The sequence below is a fragment of the Paenarthrobacter sp. TAF1 genome (genome assembly GCF_052113825.1).
In the GTDB taxonomy this organism is placed as follows: domain Bacteria; phylum Actinomycetota; class Actinomycetes; order Actinomycetales; family Micrococcaceae; genus Arthrobacter; species Arthrobacter nicotinovorans.
Genome location: NZ_JBFRDO010000006.1, coordinates 159,299 through 184,969, shown reverse-complemented (window position 1 = coordinate 184,969; position 25,671 = coordinate 159,299). Strand labels below are relative to the sequence as shown.

27 protein-coding genes and 2 pseudogenes are annotated in these 25,671 nt (G+C 62.2%); 20 read left to right on the top strand and 9 right to left on the bottom strand.

Annotated features, from left to right (window positions below):
- Positions 1-30: 30 nt before the first annotated feature.
- Positions 31-969: a LysR family transcriptional regulator gene (locus AB4Y81_RS11415; protein WP_018779668.1), complete on the bottom strand. Its 939-nt coding sequence runs from the start codon at positions 967-969 to the stop codon at positions 31-33.
- 234 nt (positions 970-1,203) lie between these two features.
- Here AB4Y81_RS11415 and AB4Y81_RS11410 point away from each other — a divergent pair, with 234 nt between their 5' ends.
- Both AB4Y81_RS11410 and AB4Y81_RS11405 read left to right on the top strand, forming a co-directional pair.
- Entirely contained in the window at positions 1,204-2,322 is a 1,119-nt protein-coding gene (locus tag AB4Y81_RS11410) for a PrpF domain-containing protein (protein ID WP_441995897.1), read from the top strand.
- 12 nt (positions 2,323-2,334) lie between these two features.
- Positions 2,335-3,783: an SLC13 family permease gene (locus tag AB4Y81_RS11405; protein WP_018779670.1), complete on the top strand. Its 1,449-nt coding sequence runs from the start codon at positions 2,335-2,337 to the stop codon at positions 3,781-3,783.
- Between the two features lie 183 nt (positions 3,784-3,966).
- On the opposite strand, the gene AB4Y81_RS11400 is transcribed toward AB4Y81_RS11405, so the two are convergent.
- Together AB4Y81_RS11400 and arr are read right to left on the bottom strand one after the other, a co-directional pair.
- The gene (locus AB4Y81_RS11400; RefSeq protein ID WP_413302112.1) at positions 3,967-4,392 is read right to left on the bottom strand and encodes a ChaB family protein; all 426 of its coding nucleotides are present in this window, start codon (positions 4,390-4,392) and stop codon (positions 3,967-3,969) included.
- 134 nt (positions 4,393-4,526) lie between these two features.
- Positions 4,527-4,937: an NAD(+)--rifampin ADP-ribosyltransferase gene (gene arr, locus AB4Y81_RS11395; protein WP_189075637.1), complete on the bottom strand. Its 411-nt coding sequence runs from the start codon at positions 4,935-4,937 to the stop codon at positions 4,527-4,529.
- Between the two features lie 150 nt (positions 4,938-5,087).
- On the opposite strand from arr, the gene AB4Y81_RS11390 reads away from it, so the two are divergent.
- Genes AB4Y81_RS11390 through AB4Y81_RS11380 form a run of 3 tightly spaced genes read left to right on the top strand, consistent with a single transcriptional unit; the run spans position 5,088 to position 8,975 of the window.
- Positions 5,088-6,134 carry a homoserine dehydrogenase gene (locus AB4Y81_RS11390; protein ID WP_431230545.1) on the top strand — a complete coding sequence of 349 codons (1,047 nt, stop codon included), beginning with the start codon at positions 5,088-5,090 and terminating at the stop codon, positions 6,132-6,134.
- On the top strand, positions 6,127-7,542 hold the full coding sequence (locus AB4Y81_RS11385; RefSeq protein WP_416428836.1) for an aldehyde dehydrogenase family protein: 1,416 nt from the start codon (positions 6,127-6,129) through the stop codon (positions 7,540-7,542). The genes AB4Y81_RS11390 and AB4Y81_RS11385 overlap by 8 nt, the downstream gene beginning before the upstream one ends.
- Positions 7,539-8,975 carry an aspartate ammonia-lyase gene (locus AB4Y81_RS11380; RefSeq protein WP_416428838.1) on the top strand — a complete coding sequence of 479 codons (1,437 nt, stop codon included), beginning with the start codon at positions 7,539-7,541 and terminating at the stop codon, positions 8,973-8,975. Before AB4Y81_RS11385 ends, AB4Y81_RS11380 begins: the two co-directional genes overlap by 4 nt.
- Here AB4Y81_RS11380 and AB4Y81_RS11375 read toward each other — a convergent pair.
- The 3 genes from AB4Y81_RS11375 to ppsA form a co-directional block, all read right to left on the bottom strand.
- The gene (locus AB4Y81_RS11375; protein WP_039241455.1) at positions 8,950-9,405 is read right to left on the bottom strand and encodes an Lrp/AsnC family transcriptional regulator; all 456 of its coding nucleotides are present in this window, start codon (positions 9,403-9,405) and stop codon (positions 8,950-8,952) included. The genes AB4Y81_RS11380 and AB4Y81_RS11375 overlap by 26 nt on opposite strands.
- 144 nt (positions 9,406-9,549) lie before the next feature.
- On the bottom strand, positions 9,550-10,392 hold the full coding sequence (locus AB4Y81_RS11370; RefSeq protein ID WP_035734266.1) for a pyruvate, water dikinase regulatory protein: 843 nt from the start codon (positions 10,390-10,392) through the stop codon (positions 9,550-9,552).
- Positions 10,393-12,801: a phosphoenolpyruvate synthase gene (gene ppsA, locus AB4Y81_RS11365; RefSeq protein WP_055976193.1), complete on the bottom strand. Its 2,409-nt coding sequence runs from the start codon at positions 12,799-12,801 to the stop codon at positions 10,393-10,395.
- Positions 12,802-13,038: 237 nt separating this feature from the next.
- Here ppsA and AB4Y81_RS11360 point away from each other — a divergent pair, with 237 nt between their 5' ends.
- The 8 genes and pseudogenes from AB4Y81_RS11360 (at position 13,039) to AB4Y81_RS11325 (ending at position 19,201) form a co-directional block, all read left to right on the top strand.
- Positions 13,039-13,818, top strand: a complete 780-nt coding sequence (locus AB4Y81_RS11360) for a type 1 glutamine amidotransferase domain-containing protein (protein ID WP_193590482.1) — start codon at positions 13,039-13,041, stop codon at positions 13,816-13,818.
- Between the two features lie 299 nt (positions 13,819-14,117).
- Entirely contained in the window at positions 14,118-14,804 is a 687-nt protein-coding gene (locus AB4Y81_RS11355; protein ID WP_079581267.1) for a GAF and ANTAR domain-containing protein, read from the top strand.
- A 9-nt stretch (positions 14,805-14,813) separates the two neighbouring features.
- A complete protein-coding gene (locus AB4Y81_RS11350) occupies positions 14,814-15,527 on the top strand; it encodes a GAF and ANTAR domain-containing protein (protein WP_416428842.1) in 714 nt (237 codons plus the stop codon).
- A gap of 171 nt (positions 15,528-15,698) precedes the next feature.
- Positions 15,699-16,814, top strand: a complete 1,116-nt coding sequence (locus AB4Y81_RS11345) for a fatty acid desaturase family protein (RefSeq protein ID WP_416428843.1) — start codon at positions 15,699-15,701, stop codon at positions 16,812-16,814.
- Between the two features lie 54 nt (positions 16,815-16,868).
- Positions 16,869-17,126: pseudogene (locus tag AB4Y81_RS11340) on the top strand (amino acid permease); the annotation flags it as partial.
- Between the two features lie 45 nt (positions 17,127-17,171).
- Complete coding sequence (locus AB4Y81_RS11335; RefSeq protein WP_416428844.1) at positions 17,172-17,864, top strand: histidine phosphatase family protein; 693 nt, start codon at positions 17,172-17,174, stop codon at positions 17,862-17,864.
- Positions 17,865-17,888: 24 nt separating this feature from the next.
- Positions 17,889-18,434 carry a DUF3090 domain-containing protein gene (locus AB4Y81_RS11330; RefSeq protein WP_055976208.1) on the top strand — a complete coding sequence of 182 codons (546 nt, stop codon included), beginning with the start codon at positions 17,889-17,891 and terminating at the stop codon, positions 18,432-18,434.
- Positions 18,434-19,201 (top strand): SCO1664 family protein, encoded by a 768-nt coding sequence (locus tag AB4Y81_RS11325; RefSeq protein ID WP_441995892.1) that lies wholly within the window; start codon positions 18,434-18,436, stop codon positions 19,199-19,201. Before AB4Y81_RS11330 ends, AB4Y81_RS11325 begins: the two co-directional genes overlap by 1 nt.
- A 43-nt stretch (positions 19,202-19,244) precedes the next feature.
- Here AB4Y81_RS11325 and AB4Y81_RS11320 read toward each other — a convergent pair whose 3' ends face one another.
- A complete protein-coding gene (locus AB4Y81_RS11320; RefSeq protein WP_441995890.1) occupies positions 19,245-20,279 on the bottom strand; it encodes an AAA family ATPase in 1,035 nt (344 codons plus the stop codon).
- A 96-nt stretch (positions 20,280-20,375) separates the two neighbouring features.
- Between AB4Y81_RS11320 and AB4Y81_RS11315 the strand changes: the two genes are divergently transcribed.
- Entirely contained in the window at positions 20,376-20,648 is a 273-nt protein-coding gene (locus AB4Y81_RS11315; protein WP_018778540.1) for a hypothetical protein, read from the top strand.
- Between the two features lie 137 nt (positions 20,649-20,785).
- Here AB4Y81_RS11315 and AB4Y81_RS11310 read toward each other — a convergent pair whose 3' ends face one another.
- Positions 20,786-20,914, bottom strand: a complete 129-nt coding sequence (locus tag AB4Y81_RS11310) for a hypothetical protein (RefSeq protein WP_255520228.1) — start codon at positions 20,912-20,914, stop codon at positions 20,786-20,788.
- A gap of 589 nt (positions 20,915-21,503) precedes the next feature.
- Here AB4Y81_RS11310 and AB4Y81_RS11305 point away from each other — a divergent pair.
- From AB4Y81_RS11305 to AB4Y81_RS11295, 3 genes are all read left to right on the top strand, one after another.
- The gene (locus tag AB4Y81_RS11305) at positions 21,504-21,674 is read left to right on the top strand and encodes a hypothetical protein (protein WP_155845942.1); all 171 of its coding nucleotides are present in this window, start codon (positions 21,504-21,506) and stop codon (positions 21,672-21,674) included.
- Positions 21,675-22,059: 385 nt separating this feature from the next.
- Entirely contained in the window at positions 22,060-22,407 is a 348-nt protein-coding gene (locus AB4Y81_RS11300; protein WP_416428848.1) for a PadR family transcriptional regulator, read from the top strand.
- Positions 22,404-22,949 carry a hypothetical protein gene (locus AB4Y81_RS11295; protein ID WP_416428850.1) on the top strand — a complete coding sequence of 182 codons (546 nt, stop codon included), beginning with the start codon at positions 22,404-22,406 and terminating at the stop codon, positions 22,947-22,949. Before AB4Y81_RS11300 ends, AB4Y81_RS11295 begins: the two co-directional genes overlap by 4 nt.
- Before the next feature lie 185 nt (positions 22,950-23,134).
- Here the strand turns inward: AB4Y81_RS11295 and AB4Y81_RS11290 are convergent, their stop codons facing one another.
- Positions 23,135-23,416, bottom strand: a complete 282-nt coding sequence (locus tag AB4Y81_RS11290; RefSeq protein WP_035733907.1) for a hypothetical protein — start codon at positions 23,414-23,416, stop codon at positions 23,135-23,137.
- Here AB4Y81_RS11290 and AB4Y81_RS11285 point away from each other — a divergent pair.
- The 3 genes and pseudogenes from AB4Y81_RS11285 to AB4Y81_RS11275 form a co-directional block, all read left to right on the top strand.
- Positions 23,348-23,569, top strand: a pseudogene (locus AB4Y81_RS11285) (substrate-binding domain-containing protein); the annotation flags it as partial. The gene AB4Y81_RS11290 and the pseudogene AB4Y81_RS11285 sit on opposite strands and share 69 nt — an antisense overlap.
- 237 nt (positions 23,570-23,806) lie before the next feature.
- Positions 23,807-24,523 carry an SDR family oxidoreductase gene (locus AB4Y81_RS11280; protein WP_055976266.1) on the top strand — a complete coding sequence of 239 codons (717 nt, stop codon included), beginning with the start codon at positions 23,807-23,809 and terminating at the stop codon, positions 24,521-24,523.
- A 123-nt stretch (positions 24,524-24,646) separates the two neighbouring features.
- Positions 24,647-25,645, top strand: coding sequence for an NADP-dependent oxidoreductase (locus AB4Y81_RS11275; RefSeq protein ID WP_441995888.1), 999 nt, complete (start codon positions 24,647-24,649; stop codon positions 25,643-25,645).
- Positions 25,646-25,671: the final 26 nt, after the last annotated feature.

Genomic DNA, 25,671 nt, shown 5'->3' with positions numbered 1-25,671 from the left:
ACGGCAGCTCGACAGGGCGACCGGAACCCGTCAGAGGTACTCGCCGGCCCGCTCGCGGGCGATCTCAAGAAGCGTGGTGTGGAACGCCACTTCCGCCGGTGCGTACACCTTGTCCTGACGTTGGGCCAGCAGTACGCGCCGCAGGGGCGCGCCGGCGCCAAGGCCCAGGACCCTGACGTCGGGATGCTGCAGCGCCACAGCTGTCTTGGGCACCATGGCTACGCCCATTCCGACACTCACCATGGCTTGGGCTTCCTGGTAGTCATTGGCCAGGAAACCAATGGTGGGTTCAAAGCCGGCGTCGTGTGCGGACCGCTGGAGAACTTCCACCACGGGGTGGGCATCAGCGCGGACAATCCACGACTCTTTCCTGAGTTCGCCCATGGTTACTTCGTCACGGTCGGCCAACGGATGTCCTTTGGCAACGAGGATGACGGTGCTCTCCTGGAAAACCTCGGTGGTCCTGATGGAGTCGTCTTCGAAGGGGTTCCAAGGGTAGTCCCAGAGCAGGCAGAGGCCTGTTACTCCGGACTCGAGGTCCGAAACCAACTCATCGAACCGGGCACTTCGAACCGACAGGCTGATGGCCGGGTACCTCTTCTTGAAGGCGCGGATCACCACGGGGAGGAAAGATCCCGCGAGCGTGGGAAAGGTACCAATCGTCAGGGACCCCCGCCGCAGACCCGCGATCTGGTCCAGGTCCGACTGTGCTGCCCGGATCTGCCCGACGATCTTCCGCGCATGGCCTGCCAGTACTTGGCCGGCTTCGGTGGGAACCACTCCACGGGAGCGTCGGTTCAGCAGCGGCTGCCCCACCTCTTGCTCGAGCTTGCGCAATTGCTGCGATACTGCCGACGGGGTGTACATCATGGTGTCYGCCGCGGCAGTGATGGATCCCTGCTCGACAACCTCCACGAGCAAGGCGAGCCTGCGGAGATCATATAAATCACGGGCTTCATCGTTAAGCATTTCTGCACCCTTCTGAATGATTTGTTCATTCTATACACGCCCCTGCCTCTGCGCGTGGCAGAAAGCCCGATCAACTGTCCCATCTCCGATGAAGATCATCGATTCAGCCATGCTCCGTCAGTGAATGAAGCGATACTACATACTCCTTCAGATATTGCACATTGTCTTCATGTGTGATCCGGCTCATGCTGATTGAAGAGGCCGCCGGGTAACGGCAGAAGGAGTGCAGGACAGATGAAGATAGAAGCGGAATGGATGCGTGGAGGCACCAGCAAGTGCTGGGTCTTCGAGACCGAAACCCTGAACGAAACGAGCATCGACCTTGACGAATTGCTTCCACGACTTTTTGGAAGCCCCGATTCACGGCAAATCGACGGGGTGGGCGGCGCTACCTCCACCACCAGCAAGGCGATGATCCTTCGCCGCCCTTCAGACCCCTCCGTTGACGTGGAATTCACTTTCGCCCAGGTAGGGATCGAAGAAGCCACCGTGGACTGGGGCAGCAACTGCGGAAACTGCTCAGCAGTAGTGGGTCTGTATGCCATCGAAAAGGGCTGGGTCACCCCAAAGGGTGACACCACTCGAATTGTCACCCGCAATACCAACACCGGGCAGCTCATCATCCAACAGGTGGCCACTCCCTCCGGAGCCTTGCCCATCGTTCCGGACGCGCAGATGCCAGGCGTTGCCTTTCCCGGTTTCAAAGTGGGCCTCGGCTTCCAGGACCCGGCAGGCAAGACCACCGGAGAGCTGCTACCCACGGGGACGGCAAGCGAAACGGTCCTTGCCGGCGGGAAATCCTGGACAGTATCGATGGTGGATGCCGGCGCCCCGGTCGTCATCGTCCGTGCCGAAGACCTCGGACTCGACATATCCCGCTACGACACGTGGACGGAACACGTGGAGCAGCATCTGGAAACACTGGACGCCATTCGCCGCCAGGCAGCAGTGCGCATGGGGATGGCAGCGACTCCTGCGCAAGCAGCCCGCGCCGTACCCAAGTTGGCAATCGTCGGCGCTCCCGGCGATTCAGGTCCGGACTGCGACGTCAACGTCATGATGCTCTCCATGGGCAAGCCGCATCCAGCCTTGGCCATCACCGGCAGCATCGCCCTGACGCTCGCCGCACGCACACCCGGAACAGTACTCAACGCCATCACCGGCAACGCAGTCCATCCAACGCTGAAGCTCCGCACACCTGCCGGTGTCATCGAAACCTGGAGCGAGGAGCACCAAGGCTCCATCCTGGTAGGCGTTGACCGGACAGCCCGCACCATCGCCACCAGCATCATCCACCTCCCGGAGACTCTCGGCAACGCCGTCGAAGCCTCACTGGAAACAGCCACTCGATGAGGAGAGAACACCATGGCTAAGACTATTTACCAACCAGCTCCCGACGCCGAGAGCGATATCAAGGACGAGAGTTCCAAGCGTCCCACTACGCGCCGCCGTATCCTGCTGGTAACGGTTGCCGCTTCCGTCATCCTGGGTCTGGTCGCCATCCTGTTCGGGGGTGCCCTGTTCAACCCGGCGGCCACCCCGGAATCGGAGCCGACCATGACCGCCACGCAGATCATCCCGCTGGTCATACTCGTGGTGATGTTCGTTGTCGCCACGAAGTGGCCTTTGAACATCGGAGTGATGGGGCTGGTAGCCTCCTTCGGCGTCGGCTACTTCATGCTTGGCATGAGCGACAAGGAAATCCTTGCTGACTTCCCCGCCAACATCGTCATCACCATCATTGGCGTGACGTACTTCTTCAGCATGGCCCAGCGCAACGGCACCGTCGACATCATCGTCCAGACCTGCGTCCGGCTGGTCCGGGGCAAAACCCTGCTGCTGCCCTGGGTGTTCTTCCTTCTGGCCGCAGCCCTGACGTCACTGGGCACCTTCTCCCCCGCCGCCGTCGCCCTGCTGGCCCCAGCAGCGATCGGACTGGCCTACGAATCACGCATCCACCCCGTCCTGATGGGCGCCTTCATCATCAACGGCGCCCACGCGGGTGGATTCTCCCCGCTGTCCGTGGCCGGCGTCCTGGTTCACGACATCGCAGTGAAGAACGGCTTCCCCATCTCGCAGGGTGCGCTCTTCGGGGCAAGCTTCGCGCTCAACCTCATCCTTTCCATCCTCACCGTGGTTCTGTTCGCCCTGCTCGGAAAGCTCCGCGACGGCGCGGCCGGCCAGCACGCCGACCTCGACACGACGCGCACTGCACGCCCCCACGGCCAGCAGCTCCTCACGCTTGCACTGATTGCCGCCATGCTCGTCTGCGCCTTGGGCTTCCACATGCCCATCGGCTTCGTGGCGCTTTCCGCCGGACTTCTGCTGGCCCTGGTCAACATCAAGGAACACCGGACCTTCATCGGCGGGGTCTCCTGGTCGACCGTTCTTCTGGTCGCAGGCATGATCACCTACGTCTCACTGCTCCAGCACGTGGGTGTCATTGACACCCTCGCCGAACAAGCGCTCGCGCTCGGGGCACCGCTGCTCATCGCACTGGTCCTCTGCTACGTGATCGGCGTCGGTTCAGCTTTCGCCTCTTCCACCGCCCTCCTCACGGCTTTCATTCCTTTGGCCGGACCGCTGCTGGCAACAAGCTCGCTCAGCGCCTCCGGGACGGTGGCAGCCCTTGCCATTGCGGCAACCGTGGTGGACGTGTCCCCCTTCTCCACTGACGGAGCACTGGTTGTGGCCAACGCCCGTGAAGACGACCGCCAGCGCGTCTACAAGCAGCTCATGGCCTACGCGGGCGGCGTGGTCCTCGTCGCCCCGGCCCTGGCCTGGGCACTGCTGGTACCGACCGGAATCATGTAGGGGACTCCGGCGGCACCGAGCCTCCAAGACCTGCCGAAACAATCACTCCCGGCGGGCGTTCGGAATCACATCCTGCACACCATCGCAACAGGTAGCCCGAAGGACGGGCGCAGGACTGGATGCCAACGCACCTTTGGCAGGGCCACCAAACGGTGGCCCTGCCAAAGGCATGTCCAACCCCGCTCAGCTCTCCCTGGCCTTCCGTGTGGCCGCATCATTGGCCTTCTGCAGCGCCTGCACGAGTTCGTCCTTGGACATCTTCGAACGGCCACTGATCCCAAGCTGTTGCGCCAGTTGGTATAGGTGGCCCTTGGAAGCATTGGCATCAACTCCCCCTGCCGTTGGCATGGGCGAATCGACGCCCCCTTCGGCGTGGGCGTCCGAAGGACCTCGCTCTTCCTTGGGCTCCCAGTGGTCCCCCACCTTCTCGTAACTGTGTTTCAAGGCGGCAAATGCGGTCCGGGCTGCCCGGCTGGAATCATTGCCATAGGACTCCATTGCCGAATCGTAGGTCTTGGCGAACGTATCCTGGGCCTTTTGCTCCGAACGCTGCAGCGTCGATGGCAGTTCGTTCTTGAGGGCGTGATGGGTCTTCCCGGTCTTGGGCATGCCGCCTCCAGCTGTCGGGCCCGGGCGCACCGGGCCATTTCGATAAGCCAAGCATGCTTGGTACTTCTCGACAAGCGGCCACGGATGGCCTCTGCGCATCCCGGTGCTGCCTGTCCTGGCTGTCCTGTTCTCCGTCAGTTGATAATCTCGCCGCGATCGTCGGCAAGGATTGCTGCCAAGCGGTCCTTCCAGGCTTGCAGGGCCTCCGGCGCGAGCCGCGTCCAGTCCGTGACCTCACCGACCACCCTCAGCGGTGCAGTGCTCCGATAGGACCTGGTGGGATTTCCCGGAAATTTCTTGTCCGTGACGTTTGGATCGTCCTCGAACGTCCCGGTCGGCTCCACCTCGTACACCCGCGGCTCACCCTCACCGGCCGCGAGTTCCGCAGCGAGACCTGCCCCGTCCCGCAGCGCCGTGAAATAGATATGGTTCATCACTACTTCGGGACGGTAGTTCGACCTGAAGCCCGCCCGCAGCAGGTCTCCTGTGCGGAGCCTGGCTTTAGTGCCGTGAAAAAAGGGGCCAGTATCCGGAAGCTCGTTCACAGCTACAGCTTATTGGGTGGCCGGAAGGGGCGAAAAGCGCGCTTCTTTGGTCGTTTCGTCATGCCGGACGAGCGTTTTGTACCTAGGGAACTGACACTCCCGGGTTAGAGGCTTGAGGAACAGCATTACCGCCCTATCAAGGAGATCACTGTGACGACGTACAACCTGGCCCTGATTGGTTTCGGAGGCGTGAACCGCGCCTTGGCCGAGCTGATCCGCGATGAACCCGGACGATTCGCTTCCCTCGGCTTCGAGCTCCGCATCGTAGCGATCACCGACCTGGCTTTTGGTTCGCTTGTCCAAGGTGAGGGCATCGATCTGGCCTCGGTTCTGGCCATGCCGCGAGGCTCGACCTTCGAGGGTCTCCCCGGCGGCAGCCCGGACCCGCGAAACGAGGACGTCATCAAGAACAGCCCGGCCGACATCGTCGTCGAAGCAACTTTCACCAGTCCCGTTGACGGGGAACCCGCCGTTTCGCATGTGAAGTGGGCCCTTGAGTCGGGCAAGCATGTGGTGACCACCAACAAGGGTCCCGTGGCCTTGCACGGCCAGGAACTTCGCACACTAGCAGCCGAGAACGGCGTCCGCTTCGAGTACGAAGGCGCTGTCATGAGCGGAACACCCGTCATCCGTCTGGCGCACAAGATGCTCGGAGGTCTGGAACTGAACGCGGTTCAGGGGATCCTGAACGGGACCAGCAACTACGTGCTTGGCCGCATGGAAGCCGGATTGGGCCTGGATGAAGCCATTTCCGAAGCCCAGGCTCTCGGATATGCCGAGGCTGATCCGACCGCCGACATTGGAGGGTCCGATGTCCGGTTGAAGGTCGCGATCCTGGCCAACGAATTGCTGGGGGCAAGCATCCGCCCCGGCGATGTGGAGACCACCGGTATCCAGGACATCACCAGCGACGACGTTACCCAGGCCTTGGCGGGCGGCTCCCGGTGGAAGCTGATCGGCGAGGCACGCCGTGAAGAAGATGGCCGCATCGTCGCTACCGTCCAGCCCGTAGCCCTCCCGGCGGATCACCCGTTGGCTGGCATTTCCGGTGCCACCAATGCAGTGTCCTTCACCACCGACCTGCTCGGTGCAGTTACCGTGTCCGGCCCGGGCGCTGGTCGCGTCGAAACCGCCTACGCCCTCATTTCCGACATCATCGCCGTCGACGAATTCGCCAAAGGAGCCGTCCGTGCCTGAGACAGCCATTGCCGAGTCTCCCGTGAAAGCCGTCGCCGAGCACTTGGTGGTGCGTAACAAGTTCGACGGCGGCCCCCTGGCCACCCTGCCCCAGTGCACTGAGGCGGAGGTACGTGTCGAGCTCATCCGTGCCGCGGCCTCCGCTCCGGCAGCGGCGGCCATGCCACGCCACGAGCGTGGCAGGATTCTGGATTCCGCTGCGGAACTGTTGCAGCAGCGGTCGCAAGAGGTCGCGGAGCTGATTGTCGCCGAGGCAGGGAAAACCATCAAGCAGGCCCGCAAGGAAGTCTCCCGCGCGGTGAACACGCTCAAGCTTTCAGCGGCGGAAACCCGCCGGAACGTCGGCGAAGTCGTCCCGTTCGATTCCTTCGCAGGTTCGGAGAACCGACAGGGCTGGTTCACCCGTGAACCACTCGGGCTCATCGCGGCGATTACGCCCTACAACGACGCGTTGAACCTGGTGGCCCACAAGCTCGGCCCTGCTATCGCCGGCGGCAACACAGTCATCCTCAAGCCCTCCCAACTGACACCCTTGACCGCCATTCTCCTGGTGGACCTGCTGCGTGAGGCCGGTCTTCCCTCAGACTTCGTCACCGTTGTCCTCGGTGACCGGACAGTCGCGCAAACCATCATCTCCTCCAAGCTGGTCCGCATGGTCTCGTTCACCGGAGGATTCGCCACGGGCCGGGCCATCGCCGCGAATGCCGGAATCAAGCGCCTTTCCATGGAACTTGGTGGTAATGCCCCCGTCATCGTCTTCGACGACGCCGACATCCCAGCAGCCGTCGAGGCCAGTGTGTCCGGTTCGTTCTGGGCAGCCGGCCAGAACTGCATCGGCGCGCAGCGGATCCTTGTCCAACGCCCAGTGTTCGAGACCTTCCTGGAGGCCTTTGTCACCCAAACCGCCGCGCTGAAAACCGGCGACCCCCGCAACGAACACACCGATGTCGGACCGATGATCAGCCACGACTCCGCCGCCGAAGCGAAACGGAAGATCGATGAGGCCGTAGCGGCCGGGGCGAAACTGCTGACCGGGGGGACCCTTATCGGGCCGGTCCTCACCCCTGCCGTGCTCACCGGGGTGCCCCGGACCTGCGAGGCCTGGAGCGAGGAACTGTTCGCACCGGTCGTCCTTATTGAACCGTTCGACACCGCTGAGGAAGCCATCGAACTGGCCAACGACAGCGAGTACGCGCTGCAGGCCGGCGTGTTCACCAAGGACCTCAACCGGGCCTTGCAGACCGCCAAAGCCATCGACGCCGGCGGTGTCATGATCAACGATTCCTCCGACTACCGACACGATGCCATGCCGTTCGGCGGCTCGAAGTACGGCAGCATGGGCCGCGAAGGGGTCCACTTCGCCTACGAGGAAATGACGCAACCCAAAGTCATTGCGATCGCCTCATGAGCACCAGCACCGGACATGAAACCAGGATCAGGATCGAACGGGACAGCCTGGGCTCCTTGGCCGTTCCTACATCCGCCCTCTGGGGCATCCACACCGAACGGGCGATCCTCAATTTCCCCATCAGCGGCCTCCAGCTCGGAACCCACCGTCACCTCGTCCGCGCCCTCGCGGTTGTGAAGAAGGCCGCGGCCCTGACCAACACCGAGCTGGGCCTGATCCCGGACGATATTGGCCTGGCGATCGCCTCGGCCTGCGACACAGTTGCCTCCGGCGAGGTCGACGATGCGTTCCCCGTGGACGTCATCCAGGGCGGGGCAGGAACCTCGACGAACATGAACGCCAACGAGGTCATCACCAACTTGGCCCTGGAGTCCCTGGGTCACCCCCGGGGGTCCTACGAAGTGATCGACCCGATCGGGCACGTCAACAAATGCCAGTCCACCAACGACGTCTACCCGACAGCCGTGCGCTTGGCCCTCGTGTTCGCACTCGAAGACCTGCTGAAACAACTGGCCCTGTTGTCCGAATCGTTCGCCGAACGCGGCCACGTGTTCGCGGACATCCCCAAAATCGGACGCACGCAATTGCAGGACGCCGTGCCCATGACGCTCGGGCAGGAATTCACTGCCTTCGCCGTCACGCTCGAGGAAGACCAGCGCCGCCTTCGCGAAGCAGCCGCCCTGCTGCGCGAATGCAGCCTGGGCGCCACAGCGATCGGCACCGGCATCACCGCGGACCCGCGGTATGTGGAGCGGGTCATCGACAAGCTTTCTGCGGTCAGCGGGGTCCAGTTGACCCGTGCCCACGATTTTGTTGAAGCAACTTGGGATACCGGGGCGTTCATGACGTTCTCCGGGGCACTCAAACGCACTGCCATCAAGCTCTCCAAAATCTGCAGTGACCTGCGCCTGCTATCCAGCGGACCCCAGACAGGGCTCGCAGAGATCCGGCTGCCCCCGCGGCAAGCGGGCTCCTCGATCATGCCTGGAAAGGTCAACCCGGTCATCCCCGAGGTCATCAACCAGATTGCGTTCTTAGTCGCTGGCGCCGATGTCACTGTCACCATGGCAGCTGACAACGGACAGCTTCAGCTGAACGCGTTCGAGCCGGTCATCGCCCACGCCTTGCTGCAGTCACTGAGTTGGCTGACCAACGGCTGCGACGTCCTGCGCGAGCTATGCGTCTCCGGCGTCGAAGCCAACGAAGCACTGCTTCGGTCCAGGGCACGCGCGTCCACGGCCCAGGCCACGGCACTGCTGCCCGTCCTGGGGTACGCGGTGGCAGCCGGGGTCGCCCACAGGGCACTCGTCTCAGGACAGAGTGTCTTCGACATCGCTGTCAGTGAGGGCCTGCTCCAGCCCGAGCAGGCGGAAAGATTGATGGCCGCCGATTCCTGCAGGGATGCGATCAGCGTGGTGACTGCCTGTCAATGACCGTCGAGAGTGACAACGCGGTAGTGATGTCACGGACTCCGGGGAACTCAGAAACCTGCCTCCAGATCTCCTGGATCCTTGCAGCGTCCGGAGCCTCGACCCGGACGATGAGATCGAGTTCGCCGCTTACCACATCACAGGTAGCGATTTCGGGAATGGCCCGCAGGCCGGCGATGACATCACTGCCGCGCATGCGGTCATGCCGTTGGATCATCAACACGGCATTCACGGTCCGGGTGGCCTCAGCTGCAGACTCCCTGATGGTGTAGCCCTTGATGAAGCCATCACGCTCCATCCGCTCGATCCGCTGCCGCACGGCATTGCGGGACAGGAGTACCTTCTCGCCCAGCTGCGCCAGGCTGATGCGGGCGTTGCGCCGAAGCTCCGCCAGAATCTGGGCATCTATGCCATCACGTGGGCTTCCGGGCACGGGTACTCCTGACTCAGGGTTTTGCATGTCGCTGGCCGGATCCCCACGTGCGTTGGCGACGAGGGCGGCGCACAACAACATATCCCATCCGGGCAGGCCCGCCGTGCCACCCTTCCTGATACCACCGGATAGAACGCAACGCTGTCAGTGGTGCAGTTGCATGCGTTGGAGGACAGTGGCAGAAATTTCCTCCACGGACATGGAAGCGGAGTTCACATAGGGAATGTTGTTGGCCCGGTACATGTCTTCGGCGTTGCGCAACTCGAAGGTGCATTGGTTCAGCGATGCGTAGCTGCTGCCCGGCCGGCGTTCCTGACGGATCTGGCTCAGCCGGACGGGTTGCGACGTCAGTCCAAAGCACTTGCTTGCGAAAGGCAGCAGGGGCGCAGGTAGTGACATGTTGTCGAAATCTTCCTCGACCAAGGGGAAGTTCGCGGCAAGGATGCCGTGCTGCAGGGCCAGATACATGGTGGTCGGAGTCTTACCGCAACGGGAAGGAGCGATAAGAATCAGCTCGGCGCGTTCGAGCGCCCGAAGTGATTGGCCGTCGTCGTGTTCGATGGCATATTCGACGGCGGCCATGCGGGACTGATAGCGGACGGCATCCCCCACGCCGTGGGCCTGGCCCGGTTTTCCGTTGGCCGTTGCGCCGAGGGTCTGTTCAAGTTTCCCGATGTGCGCACCGAACAGGTCGAAAAACTGCCCGCGGCTTTTGGAGAGAACCGCACGGATGTCCTGCCCGACGGCCGTGGAAAAGATGATCGGGTCAGGACCTGTGGCCGCAACCCGGTCGATCAGCGCAACGACCTCGCGCGCCTGCTCGATGGTAGTGATGAAGGGGATGGTGCGCCGCTCTAGCCGTTGGCCAGGAAACTGGGTGAGCAGCGTATTGCCGAGCGTCTCGGCCGTAATCCCGGTGCTGTCGGAGAGAAAGAACACCGTGGGGGAAGGCACGGAGCCTGCCCCCACGGTTTGATGCTCGGTCATTTAGACGGTGGGGCTGGTGACGTTGGTTGAGCGGGCCAGGCGCAGCCAGGTCTCAGTCACCGCGTCCGGGTTCAACGAGATGGAGCTGATGCCTTGCCCCAGGAGCCACTCGGCAAAGTCCGGGTGGTCGCTGGGTCCCTGACCACAGATCCCGACGTACCGTCCCTTGGCTCGGCAGGCGGCAATGGCCATTTCCAGCAGTTTGGTCACAGCCGGATTGCGCTCATCGAAGCCTTCGGCCACAAGAGCGGAGTCACGGTCGAGGCCCAAGGTGAGCTGGGTCAGGTCGTTGGAACCGATCGAGAAGCCGTCAAAGTACTCCAGGAACTCATCGGCCAGGAGCGCGTTCGCGGGCAGTTCGCACATCATCACGATCTCCAGCCCGTTTTCTCCCCGCCTCAGCCCGTTGGCCGCGAGCAGCTCGGTCACGCCGCGTGCCTCGTCGAGGGTCCGCACGAACGGAACCATGAGCTTGATATTCGTCAGGCCCATCTCGTTGCGCACAAACTTCAGTGCTTCGCATTCGAGTTCGAAGGCCTGCCGGAAGGCCGCAGAGAGATACCGGGAGGCGCCCCGGTAGCCGATCATCGGGTTTTCTTCTTCGGGTTCGAAGGCCGGACCGCCCACCAGGTTGGCGTATTCGTTCGATTTGAAGTCCGAGAGCCGGATGATCACTGGCTCCGGTGCGAAGGCCGCGGCGATGGTCGAGATGCCCTCGGCCAGGCGCTTGACGTAGTAATCGCGGGGGCCGTCGTAGGCGGCGATCTTTTCCTGGATGAGACGGACGGTGTAATCGTCCAGTGTTGCCGGGCGCTCGATCTCTCCGGCCACTGCCAGCAAGGCGTTGGGGTGGACACCGATCTGGCGGTTGATGATGAACTCCAGCCGGGCCAGGCCGACGCCATGGTTGGGGAGCTTGGCGAAACTGAATGCCTGCTCCGGGGTTCCGACGTTCATCATGATCTTCACCGGAGCCTCCGGCATGGTCTCCAGGCTGGTCTCCTGGAGCGTGTAATCCAGCAGGCCTTCATACACGAGCCCCGCTTCGCCCTCGGCACAGGACACCGTCACCGGGGCGCCGTCCTTGAGGATCTGCGAGGCGTATCCTGTGCCGACGACCGCAGGGATGCCCAGTTCGCGGGCGATGATCGCAGCGTGGCAAGTCCGCCCGCCACGGTCCGTGACGATCGCAGCAGCCTTCTTCATGATCGGTTCCCAGTCGGGGTCCGTCATGTTCGCGACAAGAACGTCGCCCTCCTGGAACGAGGCCATCTGGTCAATCGAAGACAGTACCCGGACCTGGCCGGCGCCTATGCGCTGACCGATCGCGCGCCCCTCGACCAAGACTGTGGACCGCTCGGTGAGCGTGTAGCGGGACGTGACGCCCGCTGCCTTGCGTGACTCAACCGTTTCCGGGCGGGCCTGCAGGATGTAGAGCTCCCCATCCACACCGTCCTTGCCCCACTCGATGTCCATGGGACGGCCATAGTGCCGCTCGATCGCCACGGCATGGCGGGCAAGCTGCTCGACCTCCGCGTCGGTCAGGCTGAACCGGCTCCGGGAGTCCTGCGGCACGGGGATGAAGTCGACGGTCCGGCCGACCTCTTCGGATTCCGTGTACACCATCTGCACGGCCTTCCCGCCCAGACCGCGCTTGAGAACTGCCGGCCGGCCCGCCGCCAAGGCAGGCTTGTAGACATAGAATTCGTCAGGGTTCACTGCCCCCTGGACCACAGCTTCCCCCAGTCCGTAAGACGACGTGATGAACACGGCGTCGGTGAAGCCGGTTTCGGTGTCCATGGTGAACATGACGCCGGAGGCGCCGACGTCGGAACGAACCATCCGCTGGATACCGGCAGAGAGCGCTACTTCCGAATGCGTGAATCCATGGTGGACCCGGTAGGCAATCGCCCTGTCGTTGTACAGCGACGCGAAGACGTCCTTGATCGCGTGCAGGATGTTTCCGATTCCACGGATGTTCAGGAATGTCTCCTGTTGCCCGGCAAAGGAAGCATCGGGGAGGTCCTCGGCCGTGGCGCTGGAACGCACCGCCCACGACACGTCCGCACCATGCTCCCCGGTCAGGCGCTCATAGGCGGTCCGGATGTCTTCTTCCAAACCCGCGGGGAACGGGGTCTCCCGGATCAGGGTACGGATTTCCTGGCCAACCTTGGCCAAAGCGGCGACGTCGCCGCTGTCCAGGCCCTCAAGAATCTGTTCAATCCTCGCATCCAGCTTCGACTCCGCCAGGAAACGCCGGTAAGCGTCCGCCGTCGTCGCGAAACCGCCCGGAACCTTCACCCCTGCAGAGGCGAGATTTCGAACCATTTCCCCAAGCGATGCATTTTTGCCGCCAACCTGGTCAAGGTCGGACAAGCCAAGCTCAGAAAACCAAAGAACGTTAGTCATAAATTGTGTCCTCCATTGGGCACGCTCTGACAAGCGCTAAAAAAACTAGGTCTTGCAAGGATCAGGGTCGCTGGGGCTGGATGCAAACAAATGTGACACGTTCAACAGAAATGGACGGTAACGGGAGATCGCCCACCCATGACGTCAAGGGAAACCGGCTTGCGGCCCCTTCTGTCGGTTCCAGGGAGCCCATTTGGACCAGGGCGTAGTGTTGGCGGTGGACGAAAGGAGCACTTCATGAAGAAAATCCTCATGGTACTGACCAGCGTTTCCGAGCTCGGTGATACGGGCGAAAAGACCGGCTACAACGTGGCCGAAGCCGCACATCCGTGGAAGGTCTTCAAGGATTCGGGCCACTTCGTCGATTTTGCTTCCATCAAGGGCGGCCAGCCTCCCAGCGACGTAGTAGACACCGATGATCCCGTCCAGGTTGCTTTCACGCAGGACGAGACGACGCGCGCCGGGCTCTACAACACTGCCCGCGTCGACGTCATAGACCCGGAGCAATATGATGCCGTCTACCTCGTGGGAGGTCACGGCACCATGTGGGATTTCCCCGACAGTGAAGGACTGCAGCGGCTGGTAGCGAGCGTTTACGACGCCGGTGGCTTGGTGGGCGCTGTCTGTCATGGTCCCGCCGGGCTGCTGAATGTGGAATTGAAGGATGGTTTCCGGCTCGTCCAGGGTCGGGACGTGGCCGCATTCACCAACGACGAAGAAGTCGCCGCCGGGAAGGACAAGGTCATCCCGTTCTTTCTTGCCGACCGTTTGGAAGAACAGGGAGCGCACCATGTCTCCGCAGGTGTCTTTGAAGAGAAAGTCGTCGTGGATGAACGGCTGGTAACCGGACAGAATCCTGCCTCGGCAGCTGGTGTGGCGAAGGAAATGGAGAAACTCTTCGCCGAGGTTATCCACCATGAAAAAGCTGAGGAGCAGCACGAGGCGGAAGCGCTGCGCGCTGAGAAGGACGCGGAAAAGGACGCCAAAAAGAAAGCGGCGGCCGACGCCGGACACTAGGTAGCAGCATTCGACCGAACGGCCCTCCCAAGTGGGGGCCGTTCCGTCTGCCGAAGTTGCTGTCGCTCACTGCAGGACGCACTCGGCGGCCGGGCAGTTGGCCGTAAATCTGAAGGCGGCGTAGCCTCCAGCGACCGTGAACTGACCGCGGTGACAGCCGCCGTCGGGTATCTCTTCACCCGTCGGGTTTAAGGTTGGGGTAACAGTCAGAGCGCGATTGTCTTGAAAATGACTGTCTTGAAAAAACAGGAATGGTTGTCCTTGGTGCAGCCGAGCCATCACATGAGAGGTGACACAGCGTGCCTGAAGTGACCTCAGCGCCAGGGCACGGTCCCCACGGCGACCTGTGTTCTGCATTCCTCGAGGAACTGCCCATCGCCGGAGCGGCAGTGTCGATATTCGGAGGTTCTGCGGCCGAAACCCTGATGTGCGCATCCGACGCTACAGCTGCGCGGCTTGATGAGCTTCAGTACGATCTTGGAGACGGACCACGGTGGGATGTTTTCCGTACCCATCTGCCGGTCATGATCAACGATCTGAGCCACGCTGGAGTCCGCTCGTGGCCCGCCTTTGCAGAAGCAGCAAGCAGTACTGATGCAAAGGCGCTCTTCGTGTTCCCCTTGCTGGCCGGTGACCTGGTTATCGGCGTCGTGGAACTTTACTGCACCTCACCGCGCGAACTCAGCACTGAGCAGGGCGCCCGTGCCGCCCGGATTGCCAACCGGACGGCATGGACATTGCTGCGGGGATTACTGCCGGACGGTGATACCGGGACTGCCACCGTTCCGCTGGCACGGCGGGAAATCCACCAGGCTACCGGGATGGTGCTGGTCCAGACAGGAAGCACCGCCGACGAAGCGTTGCTGCTGCTGCGAGGCCACGCCTTCGCCAGCGGACGTTCTTTGCAGGACACCGCAATGGACGTCGTGAACAGACGGCTTGATTTCACGCCGGCAGCGGGCGCCACCGATACCGGCCCACAGTAAAATGCTGACATGGTAATAAAAAGCAGAGCCGAGCGTCTTAGCGACACATTCGTGAAGCTTACCGACACGCTCGTTGCCGACTACGACGTCCTGGATCTGCTTCACACCCTCGTGGAAGACGCCGTCGATTTGCTCGATGCTGCCCAGGCAGGGCTGTTGCTCTCTGACGCTGACGGGAACCTGCAGCTGCTGGCTTCAACCAGCGAGCAAAGCCAGCTGGTGGAGTTGCTCCAACTTGAAGCCGGCGCCGGTCCCTGCGTGGAGTGCTACCGGACTGGAGCTGTCGTCACCGTCGACGACATCAGGGACCTTGGCGAACGCTGGCCAGCCTTCCAGCAAATCGCCCTGGACATGGGTTTCCGGTCAGTGCATGCAGTACCAATGCGCGTCCACACAAGGGTTATCGGTGCCATGGGTCTGTTTGGCGCCGAAACGGGTGCCTTGAATCCCGAAGACGCGGCCATAGCCCAGGCCATGGCCGACGTAGCAACCATCAGCCTTCTGCAGGAACGGACTATTCGGGAAGCGGGCATCCTTAACGATCAACTGCAACGGGCTCTGACCACCCGGGTGCTCATCGAGCAGGCCAAGGGTGTCATCGCGCAGACCAAGAACCTGGACATGGACAGTGCCTTCAACGTGCTGCGCGCACATGCACGCTCCACCCGGCAAAATCTCCACGACGTTGCTGAAACTATCGTCAAGCGCACCCTGATGATCTAGCACTCCCGTTGGGACAATTCGCAATGGATCGCCCGCCGTAGTCCATCTCCTATGGACTCACGGAACCTTCCGTGCCTACGCTTGAGTTGTTGCCCCAGACCTCGGCATTGCTTGCCAGCGCACCGCTTTTCCAGCGCATCGCTTTTCCAGCGCATCCGAGGAGGCAACACCTTGTCGCTCATTAACCAGCCGCCGCCGGTCGTTCCCCCACGTTCGCCTTCCCCCGCGCAGGCATCGTCGGGAGTCCGGGTCAACAAAGTCACCAGCAGCTATGCGGGGCTCTTGACATTAATCAAGGAAGCCGGATTGCTTGAGCGGTCGCGGCGTTACTACCTGGTGCTGCTGACGCTGCTTGGCGTTTCGGGCGCCGGCGTCTGGGTGGCGTTCTTCCTCCTGCGTGACTCCTGGCTCCAGCTCGCCGTCGCCGGCGCGCTCGGCGTCGTTTTCACGCAGTTCGCGTTGCTCGGCCATGAAGCAGCGCATCTTCAGGTGTTCTCGTCCCGCGCGGCAAACGAATGGACCGCCCGTCTGCTCGCCACCCTGATGGTGGGCATGAGCTACGCCTACTGGACAGACAAACACTCACGGCACCATGCACGGCCGAACGTGGTCAACAAGGACCCGGACATCGCTCCAGGCGCCATCATCTTCCACAACGAATTGCCGGGCAACCGTGGTCGGTTCTCCAGGGCCTACGGCAAACGACAGGGCTATCTCCTGTTCCCCCTGCTTTTGTTCCTTGGCTGGACTCTGCACATCGATTCGCTGAAGTATTTGCTGCGTCGAGGGCCGGTCAAGTTCCGGTGGCTTGAGCTGGGCCTGCTGGGTCTGCGTTTCGGCACCTATCTCGGAATATTGTTCCTCGTCCTGTCCCCGGGTGTTGCCGCTGCGTTCATCGCGGTTCAAGTCGCGGTCTTTGGTTTGTACATGGGCGGGACCTTCGCGCCAAACCACAAAGGGATGCCGATCCTTCCTGAAAACAGCCGTGCCGACTTCCTGACCCGACAGGTGCTCACTTCCCGCAACATCACGGGTGGGAAGTTTGTGACGTTCTTCATGGGTGGCCTCAACTACCAAATCGAACACCACCTCTTTCCGGATATGCCCCGCAGGCACCTTCGCGAGGCGAGCAACATCGTCAAAGCGCACTGCCTTCTCCTGGATATTCCCTATACCGAGACCGGGCTGATGCGCTCATATTCAATCGTCATCCAGTACTTGAATAAGGTTGGCCTCGCCGCTGCCGACCCCTTCACCTGTCCCCTCGCCGGCCAACACAGGCCATAACGGTGCGACACTCTTGACCCTGCCAAAGCCAAGAGTTCACGACTCAAGCAATCCATTACCGGACCCCTCCTCTTCCTCTTCATCCTCGGCGATGTGTTGGGTGCAGGGATCTACGCACTGGTGGGCAAGGTCGCGGGCGAGGTGGGAGGGGCCATCTGGATTCCCCTTGCCCTGGCGCTTTTCCTCGCAATGCTGACGGCGGGGTCCTACGCAGAGTTGGTCACAAAATACCCCAAGGCCGGCGGAGCAGCCGTCTTTGCTGAACGGGCCTTCAAAGCACCGGTGATTTCGTTCCTCGTTGGTTTTTCCATGCGGCCTGATCCACACCATCCACGGGCAGATGGTTAGGCTGGGTGGATGGCGACACTTATCCTCGTGCGGCACGGCCGCACCACTGCCAATGCCTCCGGTCTGTTGGCCGGTCGCGCCGACGGAGTCAGCCTGGACCAGGTCGGGCGTGACCAGGCGGCCCTGACCGGAGACCGGCTCGCCGCGGTTCCCTTGGCGGGGGTGGTATCGAGCCCCCTTGAGCGTTGCCGGCAGACCGCCCAACTCATCCTCGACCGACAGTCCAGCGCGCCGTACGCGCCGGTCGAGTCCGATCTTACTGAGTGTGACTACGGCCAGTGGCAAGGCCGGAGGCTTAGTGATCTCGCGACTGAGGACCTATGGTCTTTGGTGCAGTCCCAACCATCCGCCGTCGTCTTTCCCGGCGGTGAGTCCGTGGCCGCCATGCAGGCCCGGTCGGTGGCGGCGATCCGACGCCACGATGCGGCCTTCGAGGCCGAGTTCGGGCCGGCGGCCGTATGGGCTGCCGTCAGTCATGGCGATGTGATCAAGTCAATCCTCGCCGACGCCCTCGGCATGCACCTCGATCTGTTCCAGCGCATTAACGTGAATCCCGCCTCCGTATCAATCGTCCACTACGGTGCTGACCGGCCAAGCGTCTACGCGACCAACACGGAAGCCGGGGATCTGTCCTGGCTCTCGAATGGCATCCGTTCCGGCGACGCGCCGGTGGGGGGCGGGGCCGGTCAGAAGACGCCATGAACCGCATGTGCCTAAGATACTGACATGCCTACACGTGTTCACGAGTTTGCCTGGCCCGATCGGGTTGTCATCGGCACCATTGGCCTTCCGGGAGCCCGCACGTTCTACTTGCAGGTACGCGCAGGGACGGAAATCGTCAGTATTGCCCTTGAGAAGCAACAATCGGCCCAACTCGCGGAGAAAATCGACGAAATTCTCGACCAGCTCAGCACCATCGAAGGCAACCCCTTCAGCATTCCCACAAGTACTCCCATGGAACTGGTCGACAATGACCCGCTTGAGGCCCCTCACGAGCAGTTCCGCGCCGGTGCCATGACTCTGGATTGGGACCCGACCACGGCACAGATAGTCGTCGAGGCCTACCCCATCATCGACGTCGATACCGACGACGAACCGCTTGAAGACAGCGCCGGCGACACCGAAATGATGCTGGTGCGAATGCCGGTGGGTACAGCACGCGCGTTTGCCAAGCGCACCCGTGAGATCGTGGATGCCGGGCGTCCGATGTGCCCGCTCTGCGGGTACCCCATGGATGCAGATGGGCACACCTGCACCGTTCCCGAGGTCTGATGCCGACGCCGGATCTCGCGACCGCCGAACTGAAACTCACGGGCCGCATCACCACGGCCTCAAACGCCACTTTCCTGGGGAGCATCGGCGACACCCAGGTGGTCTACAAGCCCATAGCCGGTGAAAGTCCACTGTGGGATTTTCCCCACGGCACCCTCGCTCACCGGGAGGTGGCCGCCTACCTGGTTTCGCAGGTGCTGGGCTGGAACATCGTCCCGAAGACCTGGCTGCGCGATGGTCCCCTGGGGGAAGGAATGGTACAGCTCTGGCAGGAGCAGGACCTGACCCAAAGCCCCGTGGACCTGGTGTCAATGGACGAAGTACCGGAGTCGGGCTGGAAACAAGTTCTCGAAGGCCAGGATGAGAACGGACAGATGGTTGCCCTCATCCACGAAGATTCCCCGGCCCTGCGGCGCATGGCCGTGTTCGACCTCGTGGTCAACAACGCTGACCGAAAGGGCAACCACATACTGCCCATGCCGGACAGACACCGGCACGGCGTTGACCATGGGCTCACCTTCCATAGCGACCACAAGCTGCGGACCGTGCTGTGGGGCTGGCTGGGAGATGCACTGACCGTAGAGGAACTCGACGGCATTGATCGTGTCAGCGATGAACTGCCGGGTACCTTGGGCCAAGAGCTGGCAGAGTTGCTCAGCGACGAGGAATTGGAAGCGCTGGTTGCGCGCTGCACCCGGTTGCGCTTGKCAGGGCGTTTTCCTGCGCCAAGCGGTGACATGCCTGCGGTGCCCTGGCCCCTGTTCTAGAAGAGTTGTTCCAAAGGAATCAGGCGCACTGCTGCCGGCCCGGTCAGGCCAGCCAGCGCCACCAGCGCGGCCGTTCCACCTCATCGGCTTGTTCCGGCTCCGGCTCTTCGCCCAAAGCCAGTGCCGCCTCGACGATGTCATCAGCGGTGAGCGTCATGACGGCCTCCCGGTCAAGAGCATCCAGGCTTTGTCCTTCGTCCAAGGACAGCCGCAATGCCTGCCGGTTCAGTGCCTGCTCGAACAGCGTGCGGGCGAACCGTGCGTTACCGGAGTCCTCGCCCGCATGAAGCCCGGCGAGAATGCGACGCAGCATCTGGTCCGCACCCGGCTTCAACATGTACTGGTGCTGGGCAAGCATTTGGTGAAAAATCGTTTCGAGTTCGTCCACCGAGTAGTCAGGGAATATGATCTCCCGGGCGAACCGGGAGCGCAATCCAGGGTTGGAGAGCAAAAAGGCTTCCATTAACCGGGGGTAACCGGCGACGATCACGACCAGCCGATGCCGATGGTCCTCCATCCGCTTGAGCAGGACTTCAATGGCCTCCGGGCCGAAGTCCGTCCGCCCGTCCTCCGGGGCCAGCGCATAAGCCTCGTCGATGAAGAGGACACCGTCCAGCGCACGCCGGATCACCCGGTCCGTCTTGATGGCGGTCGCTCCGACGTATTGCCCCACCAGGCCCGAACGGTCGACCTCAACCAGGTGTCCCTTCTGCAGCAGACCGACCGCGCGGTACATCTCCGCCAAAAGCCGCGCCACGGTGGTCTTGCCCGTGCCCGGGTTTCCGAGGAACACCAGGTGCTGGGAGGTGGCCACTTCCGGCAGGCCGTGCGCCTTTCGGCGGGCCTGGACACGGAGCATGGCAACCAGGGCACGAACCTGTTCCTTCACGGTCTCCAGTCCGACCAGCGCATCGAGTTCGGCCTGCACTTCGGACAGCGGCCGGGCCGGCCCCGGCTTGACTCCGATGAGGTCGCCGACCAGGTCGTCGACGCGCTCCGAACCGGGCAGCTTGAGCTGATTGGCCAGATGGCCAATGGTCTCACGCAGGTCATCGAGCGGATTGCGGCTGGCAGCCATACACCCACTGTAGGGGTTAAATGCCTGATTGGCTGTTCTCCAAACTGATAGCTAGATAGACTTGCATCTTCAGATTAGAAGTAACTGAGGTGCGTGATGAACGGCTTCGACCAGCAGGCGCTGACGAGGGCAGCCATTGATCTGCTCGCCCTCAGTCCCGACGACGTTTGGGTCGCACAACTCGCCAACGGGGGCAATGCGAGCAGGGGGGAGATCGCCGCATATTGCGCTGCAGAGGCCGCGCTCAGCGGTGACGCCAGGGACGCGGTGTCTCAGGCCGTCAACGAACTGATCATGGATTTCGACCTGCCCCTGCGGGTTCCTTATAGCTTCGACCCGGAAACGGGAAGCGTCGAACCCCGGGAGTAGTTGCAGGCAGCCGGCTGTGGATGTGCCTTTTGTAGCGTCCGGACATCTGATGATCTGCCAGCACATGTGGGGCCTTCTGATCAACCAAGGATCTGCGCACCGGTAGTTCCTGCACCCGGTACTTGGAGGCTGAGGTACTAGGGCGCCGGTGGTGGTTTGGTGGCCCGCTTGTGGCGCAGTTCGATGTTGAGGGTTTCCTTTTCCACGAAGTCCAGGGCGCTTCGCACCGCACCCATGGTCACCACGGAATCGCCCAAAGGCGACACTGCCAGCGACGGGACCGTAGCGGGAATTCGCGGGGAGCCGCACTGAAATTGGTTCGAGCAGGGCGCCGGCCGACCTGGCAACTGCACCACCTATCACCATAAGTTCTGGGTTGTGGATGGCGGCGACCGCTCCTTACGTCCCTCGCCATCCGGTCGGCCAGCCGTTCAAGAATCCACCGTGCCACGGCGTCGCGTTGGAGCGCGGCGGCGAAGACGTGTTCAGCCTCGACAGCTCCGGGACCAAAGCGCTCGCTGGCCAGAATAACGACGACGACATCCACCCCGACCGCCGAACCTTGCCCGCGATCGCCCAAGGCCGCAAGGTTTCCGTCGTTGGCCAACAAAGTCGTTGGCCAAACAAAACGGTCCCCCCGTGGAGTTCCTTAAGGGCCGATATCAGACCGACATCAAAGTGAGCCCGAAAAGGTTGAGTCACCAGAACATCACCGTTCCGGCTTACCGGAGCCGCGATTCCTGCGGAGTGGACACGGAGGGCGTTGCGCTCATTGGCTCTTGACCCCCTCCCGCACAGGTCAGATACTACTTCAGGCACTAAATTTTGATCCCAAATAAACTTCGGAGACACAAAATGAATGCAAGCCCCGACCACTCAGGCAGCCACGCCATCGATGCCACGACAGATCGCTGGAACTCACTCTGGGAGCCGGCCGCCCGCCGCTACCAGCCTCTCGTCGATCAGACGACGCCGACTGTACCTCCTGCGGCCTCCCCGCTACCCGGCGCGGCAGCCCAGGCTTAGTCCGGACGCAACATTCCGGGCCGCCCGGCGTCGTACGACCTCGGCTGCGACGGTGGGCCGCTTGCCCTCGCCGAGCCTCGCCCTCAGTGCGCCATTGATACCCCTTAGGTCGCCTACAAGCACTTCCCGTCGAAGCCATTTGCTATTGCTTGATGATCCGCCTTCGCCTCTCTTGATGGATCGCCGTCATCGTGATCCGACCGCCCGAGTTCCCGCGGCGACGCCGGCAGGTGTCGGGATTCGCGGCCTGCAGCCGCCCATCCATGCTTGCGGCCGAAACGCCCCTTTAGGGGTCGCCGCCCCACCATCCATCACGGCGAACACCTGTGGACGCGTCGTTCTTCGCGAGCTTGCCCTTCTTCACTATTAATGATTCAGTAATAGTATGTCCAGAATTCAGGCCCAACAGGACGCCCAGATGATTCGGGCCGTCCTGCCCCTACTGACCCTCACTTTGATCGGCGAGAACGAATCTTATGGCTATCAACTTGTCGAACGGCTGGCCGGCCTGGGGCTCGACGTATCAACCGGATTGGTCTACCCCGTACTTAGCAGACTTGAGCGCGATGGCCTGGTCAGCACGAGAAAAGTCACGTCCAGCAACGGGCCGCCCCGCAAGTACTTTGCACTCACTGCGGCCGGCACAAAAGCCAGGTCGGCCGCGAAAGAGCAGTGGGTCCTGGTAGCCGCGGCGGTCCACCAAGCAACCGAGAAGGAGCACCTCCAGCCATGACCAGCAGCACCCTGCAGACAGAGGATTCCCGCCCATCGCTTCCTGCCCGTCTACGTACGGAGACGTATCTTGCCCGTGTCGACTGGCACCTTGAGGCCGTCATGAACGGCAAGCACCGCAGGTCGACAATCAGGGAACTACGGCAAGCAATACTCTCCGATCCCCGCGGCATCGACGTAAGCCTCGATGACCTCGGATCGCCCAAGTCGCTAGCCCGGCAATATGGCGACGATGAAGACCTCCAACCTCTATGGTCAATCGGCGTCATCTCAGCAGGGTCGATGTTGCTCGCTTACTGGGTCCTCTTCCTGACCTTCGCTTTTGGCATGCTGGCAGCGACGGACTCAAGCGCACCCATGAAGGCGCACGCGGAGTTCCTGTTCGTCGATGTCACCACCTTCTCTACAGCCGAGGCGGTTGGCATTGAGTGGACCAGCGGTTGGGCATGGCTGATCGTACCGGCGATCATCGGCGTCGCTTCTTTCTTGCTGGGCGCGCGCTGCTGGCGTCTTTTCGGCCGTTCGGGAAGACGTACGCCCTAGCGTCGCCACTGCGAGGTTCAGGACAACGGCGCCCGTACTGTCCGACTTCCACGACGAGCCCGACATTTGTTACTGGTCCCGGCCCCTCACCAGTGAAGCCAAGACTAACCGCCCCCTGGAAGCGCGATACCCCATGGCGGCGCTGGTCCAGCCAGTCGACGCCCAGCCGAAGGCGGAACCGGAGCCTACAGCGGACGACCCCTCCACGATTCCTCGTCGACGCGTCTGACTTGCCCAGCCGGAAACCACTCCACATGATAAACGCGTCGGTCATCCACCCACTCAACAAGCCCAAAGGTCCTCGTATATTTGATGGCCCGGCCATAGATCTCCCCCACCCGGACCAGCGGCTGACTGCCAGGCTCCAACTCGATGATCTTCCCGTCATCAGGCCTGGGGTGGCTGTTATCGGCATCTATCTGCGCCAACATCCGGGCAAAGGCGGCGGAGTCTTGCTTCGGTCTCATGACAACAAGACTAGAACATATATTCGAATCAGGAATCCCTTTCCCGTATCGCACGACATCGGCGTGGTTGGGTTCGACAATTGGGAACTCTTCAGCACCACGTCCCAACCCCCGCTGACAACAGTGGACATGAACCTCGAGGACATGGGCCGCGCCGTGGCGGAGGAACTCCAGGGGGCCATCTCGGTGCAGCCCCGGCCAGGTCGCCGTCGTCCGTGCTCCACCATCCGAAGCTGTCCCGCAAAACGGCGGTTACCCGCGGAATATATTCTGAGCACACTCAGTTATGAGTACAGTCACCCGGGATCCCGAGGCGGCACTTGCCAAACCTCTCCCGGAACCGTCCAGCCAGCTGGCCACGACGGTAATCACAACAGAAAGTTCGTGAAAATGTACTCACTCAATGGAGCAGTTGTCCTCGTCACCGGCGCGAACGGCGGGATCGGGACCCACTTCGTCCACACCGCCCTGGCGCGGGGCGCCAGCAAGGTCTACGCCACCGCGCGAACCCCTCGCACCTGGGACGACAACCGAATCGTTCCGCTGACTTTGGACATCACGGACCCGTCGTCCATACAGGCCGCAGTCGAGGCTGCGCCCGATGCAACCGTTCTGATCAACAACGCTGGAGCATCCGTGGCCACCTCGGGCATTCTCAACCACACTGATGCGGAGATCCGGGCCAATGTGGAGACGAACTTCCTGGGCCCGCTCTTCCTCGCCCGCGCGTTCGCACCGATCCTGTCGGCCAAGGACAATGCTGCGATCGTCGATATCCACTCCGCCATGAGCTGGTACGCCGTCGGTGGCATTTACAGCGCAACCAAGGCCGCCCTGTGGTCGGCCACGAATTCGCTGCGCCTGGAGCTCGCGCCCGAGGGCGTCCATGTGGTGGGCGTCCATGTGGGGTATGTGGACACGGCGATGGCCGCACACACCACCGACCCCAAGATGGACCCGGCCGAACTGGTCAACAAGGTGCTGGACGCCGTGGAGGCCGGTGAATACGAGGTACTCGCCGACGAGACATCGGTCCAACTCAAGGCCGGGCTCAGCGCGCCAATAGAGGCGCTCTACCCCCAGCTCTCCCCCAGCAAGTCCCGGTAACAACAGCCGCGCCGTGGTGATGGATCAGCCCCATCGCCACGGCGCTTTCTCCCTTCACGCTTGACTAGAAAACTGAGTCCACTCATAATTGAGTTAAATCACTTAGTAAAGGAGTACCGCGACATGCGCGCATTTGTTGTCACCAAATACAAGGAACCCCTCCAGGAAGCCGAAGTCGCCGAACCTGTCATAGGCGACCGTGACGTGCTGGTGCAGGTCCACGCTGCCGGGCTGAACCAGCTGGACGAAAAGATCCGATTGGGCGAGTTCAAGCAGATCCTTCCCTACAAACTCCAGCTGATCCTCGGCAACGACGTTGCAGGCACAGTGCTTCGCGTGGGACAAAGCGTGAAGGGATTCAAGCCCGGCGACGAGGTTTACGCCCGCCCCCACCAAGACCGCATCGGCACCTTCGCCGAACGGATAGCAATCGCGGAGGAAGACCTCGCGCTCAAGCCCGTAGCGGCCAGCATGGAGGAAGCCGGCTCGCTGCCACTTGTAGCGCTGACGGCATGRCAGGCCCTCGTAGAACAGGGCAATGTGCAACCAGGGCAGAAAGTTCTTATCCATGCCGGCGCTGGCGGGGTGGGATCCATCGCCATCCAGCTCGCCAAACATCTCGGTGCGACCGTTGCTACCACCGCCAGCAGCTCCAACGCCGGATTCGTCCGCGACCTCGGCGCCGACGTCGTCATCGACTACCGCAACCAGGACTTCGAAAAGCTTCTGAGCGGATACGATCTGGTGCTCGACAGCCTCGGAGGCGAAAACCTCCAGAAATCACTGCGCATCCTCAAACCAGGCGGGAAGGCTATAGGGATCGCCGGCCCGCCCGATCCGGCCTTCGCCCGCAGGGCAGGCCTCAACCCCGTGCTGCTCCTTGCGACCACTGCACTCAGCAGCAAGATCCGCCGGAAAGCAAGGAAGCTCGGCGTCAGCTATGAATTCCTCTTCATGCGGGCCAGCGGCGATCAACTTCGCCGAATCAGTGCCCTGGTGGACGACGGCGCACTGCGCCCCATCGTAGGGAGAGTCTTCACCTTCGGCCAAGCTCCGGAGGCACTGCAATCCCTGGCCGCAGGTGGCTTCCGAGGCAAAGCAGTCCTCAGCGTCACCGCCTGATCCACCGCTGCTATCCGCCCAGGAAT

What these genes read in the sequence shown, in the direction of transcription:
- AB4Y81_RS11410 (WP_441995897.1), top strand. Translation starts at nt 1,204, where the DNA reads ATGAAGATAGAAGCGGAATGGATGCGTGGAGGCACCAGCAAGTGCTGG.
- AB4Y81_RS11405 (WP_018779670.1), top strand. Translation starts at nt 2,335, where the DNA reads ATGGCTAAGACTATTTACCAACCAGCTCCCGACGCCGAGAGCGATATC.
- AB4Y81_RS11400 (WP_413302112.1), bottom strand. Translation starts at nt 4,392, where the DNA reads ATGCCCAAGACCGGGAAGACCCATCACGCCCTCAAGAACGAACTGCCA.
- AB4Y81_RS11380 (WP_416428838.1), top strand. Translation starts at nt 7,539, where the DNA reads ATGAGCACCAGCACCGGACATGAAACCAGGATCAGGATCGAACGGGAC.
- AB4Y81_RS11370 (WP_035734266.1), bottom strand. Translation starts at nt 10,392, where the DNA reads ATGACCGAGCATCAAACCGTGGGGGCAGGCTCCGTGCCTTCCCCCACG.
- ppsA (WP_055976193.1), bottom strand. Translation starts at nt 12,801, where the DNA reads ATGACTAACGTTCTTTGGTTTTCTGAGCTTGGCTTGTCCGACCTTGAC.
- AB4Y81_RS11360 (WP_193590482.1), top strand. Translation starts at nt 13,039, where the DNA reads ATGAAGAAAATCCTCATGGTACTGACCAGCGTTTCCGAGCTCGGTGAT.
- AB4Y81_RS11350 (WP_416428842.1), top strand. Translation starts at nt 14,814, where the DNA reads ATGGTAATAAAAAGCAGAGCCGAGCGTCTTAGCGACACATTCGTGAAG.
- AB4Y81_RS11335 (WP_416428844.1), top strand. Translation starts at nt 17,172, where the DNA reads ATGGCGACACTTATCCTCGTGCGGCACGGCCGCACCACTGCCAATGCC.
- AB4Y81_RS11330 (WP_055976208.1), top strand. Translation starts at nt 17,889, where the DNA reads ATGCCTACACGTGTTCACGAGTTTGCCTGGCCCGATCGGGTTGTCATC.
- AB4Y81_RS11320 (WP_441995890.1), bottom strand. Translation starts at nt 20,279, where the DNA reads ATGGCTGCCAGCCGCAATCCGCTCGATGACCTGCGTGAGACCATTGGC.
- AB4Y81_RS11315 (WP_018778540.1), top strand. Translation starts at nt 20,376, where the DNA reads ATGAACGGCTTCGACCAGCAGGCGCTGACGAGGGCAGCCATTGATCTG.
- AB4Y81_RS11305 (WP_155845942.1), top strand. Translation starts at nt 21,504, where the DNA reads ATGAATGCAAGCCCCGACCACTCAGGCAGCCACGCCATCGATGCCACG.
- AB4Y81_RS11300 (WP_416428848.1), top strand. Translation starts at nt 22,060, where the DNA reads ATGTCCAGAATTCAGGCCCAACAGGACGCCCAGATGATTCGGGCCGTC.
- AB4Y81_RS11295 (WP_416428850.1), top strand. Translation starts at nt 22,404, where the DNA reads ATGACCAGCAGCACCCTGCAGACAGAGGATTCCCGCCCATCGCTTCCT.
- AB4Y81_RS11290 (WP_035733907.1), bottom strand. Translation starts at nt 23,416, where the DNA reads ATGAGACCGAAGCAAGACTCCGCCGCCTTTGCCCGGATGTTGGCGCAG.
- AB4Y81_RS11280 (WP_055976266.1), top strand. Translation starts at nt 23,807, where the DNA reads ATGTACTCACTCAATGGAGCAGTTGTCCTCGTCACCGGCGCGAACGGC.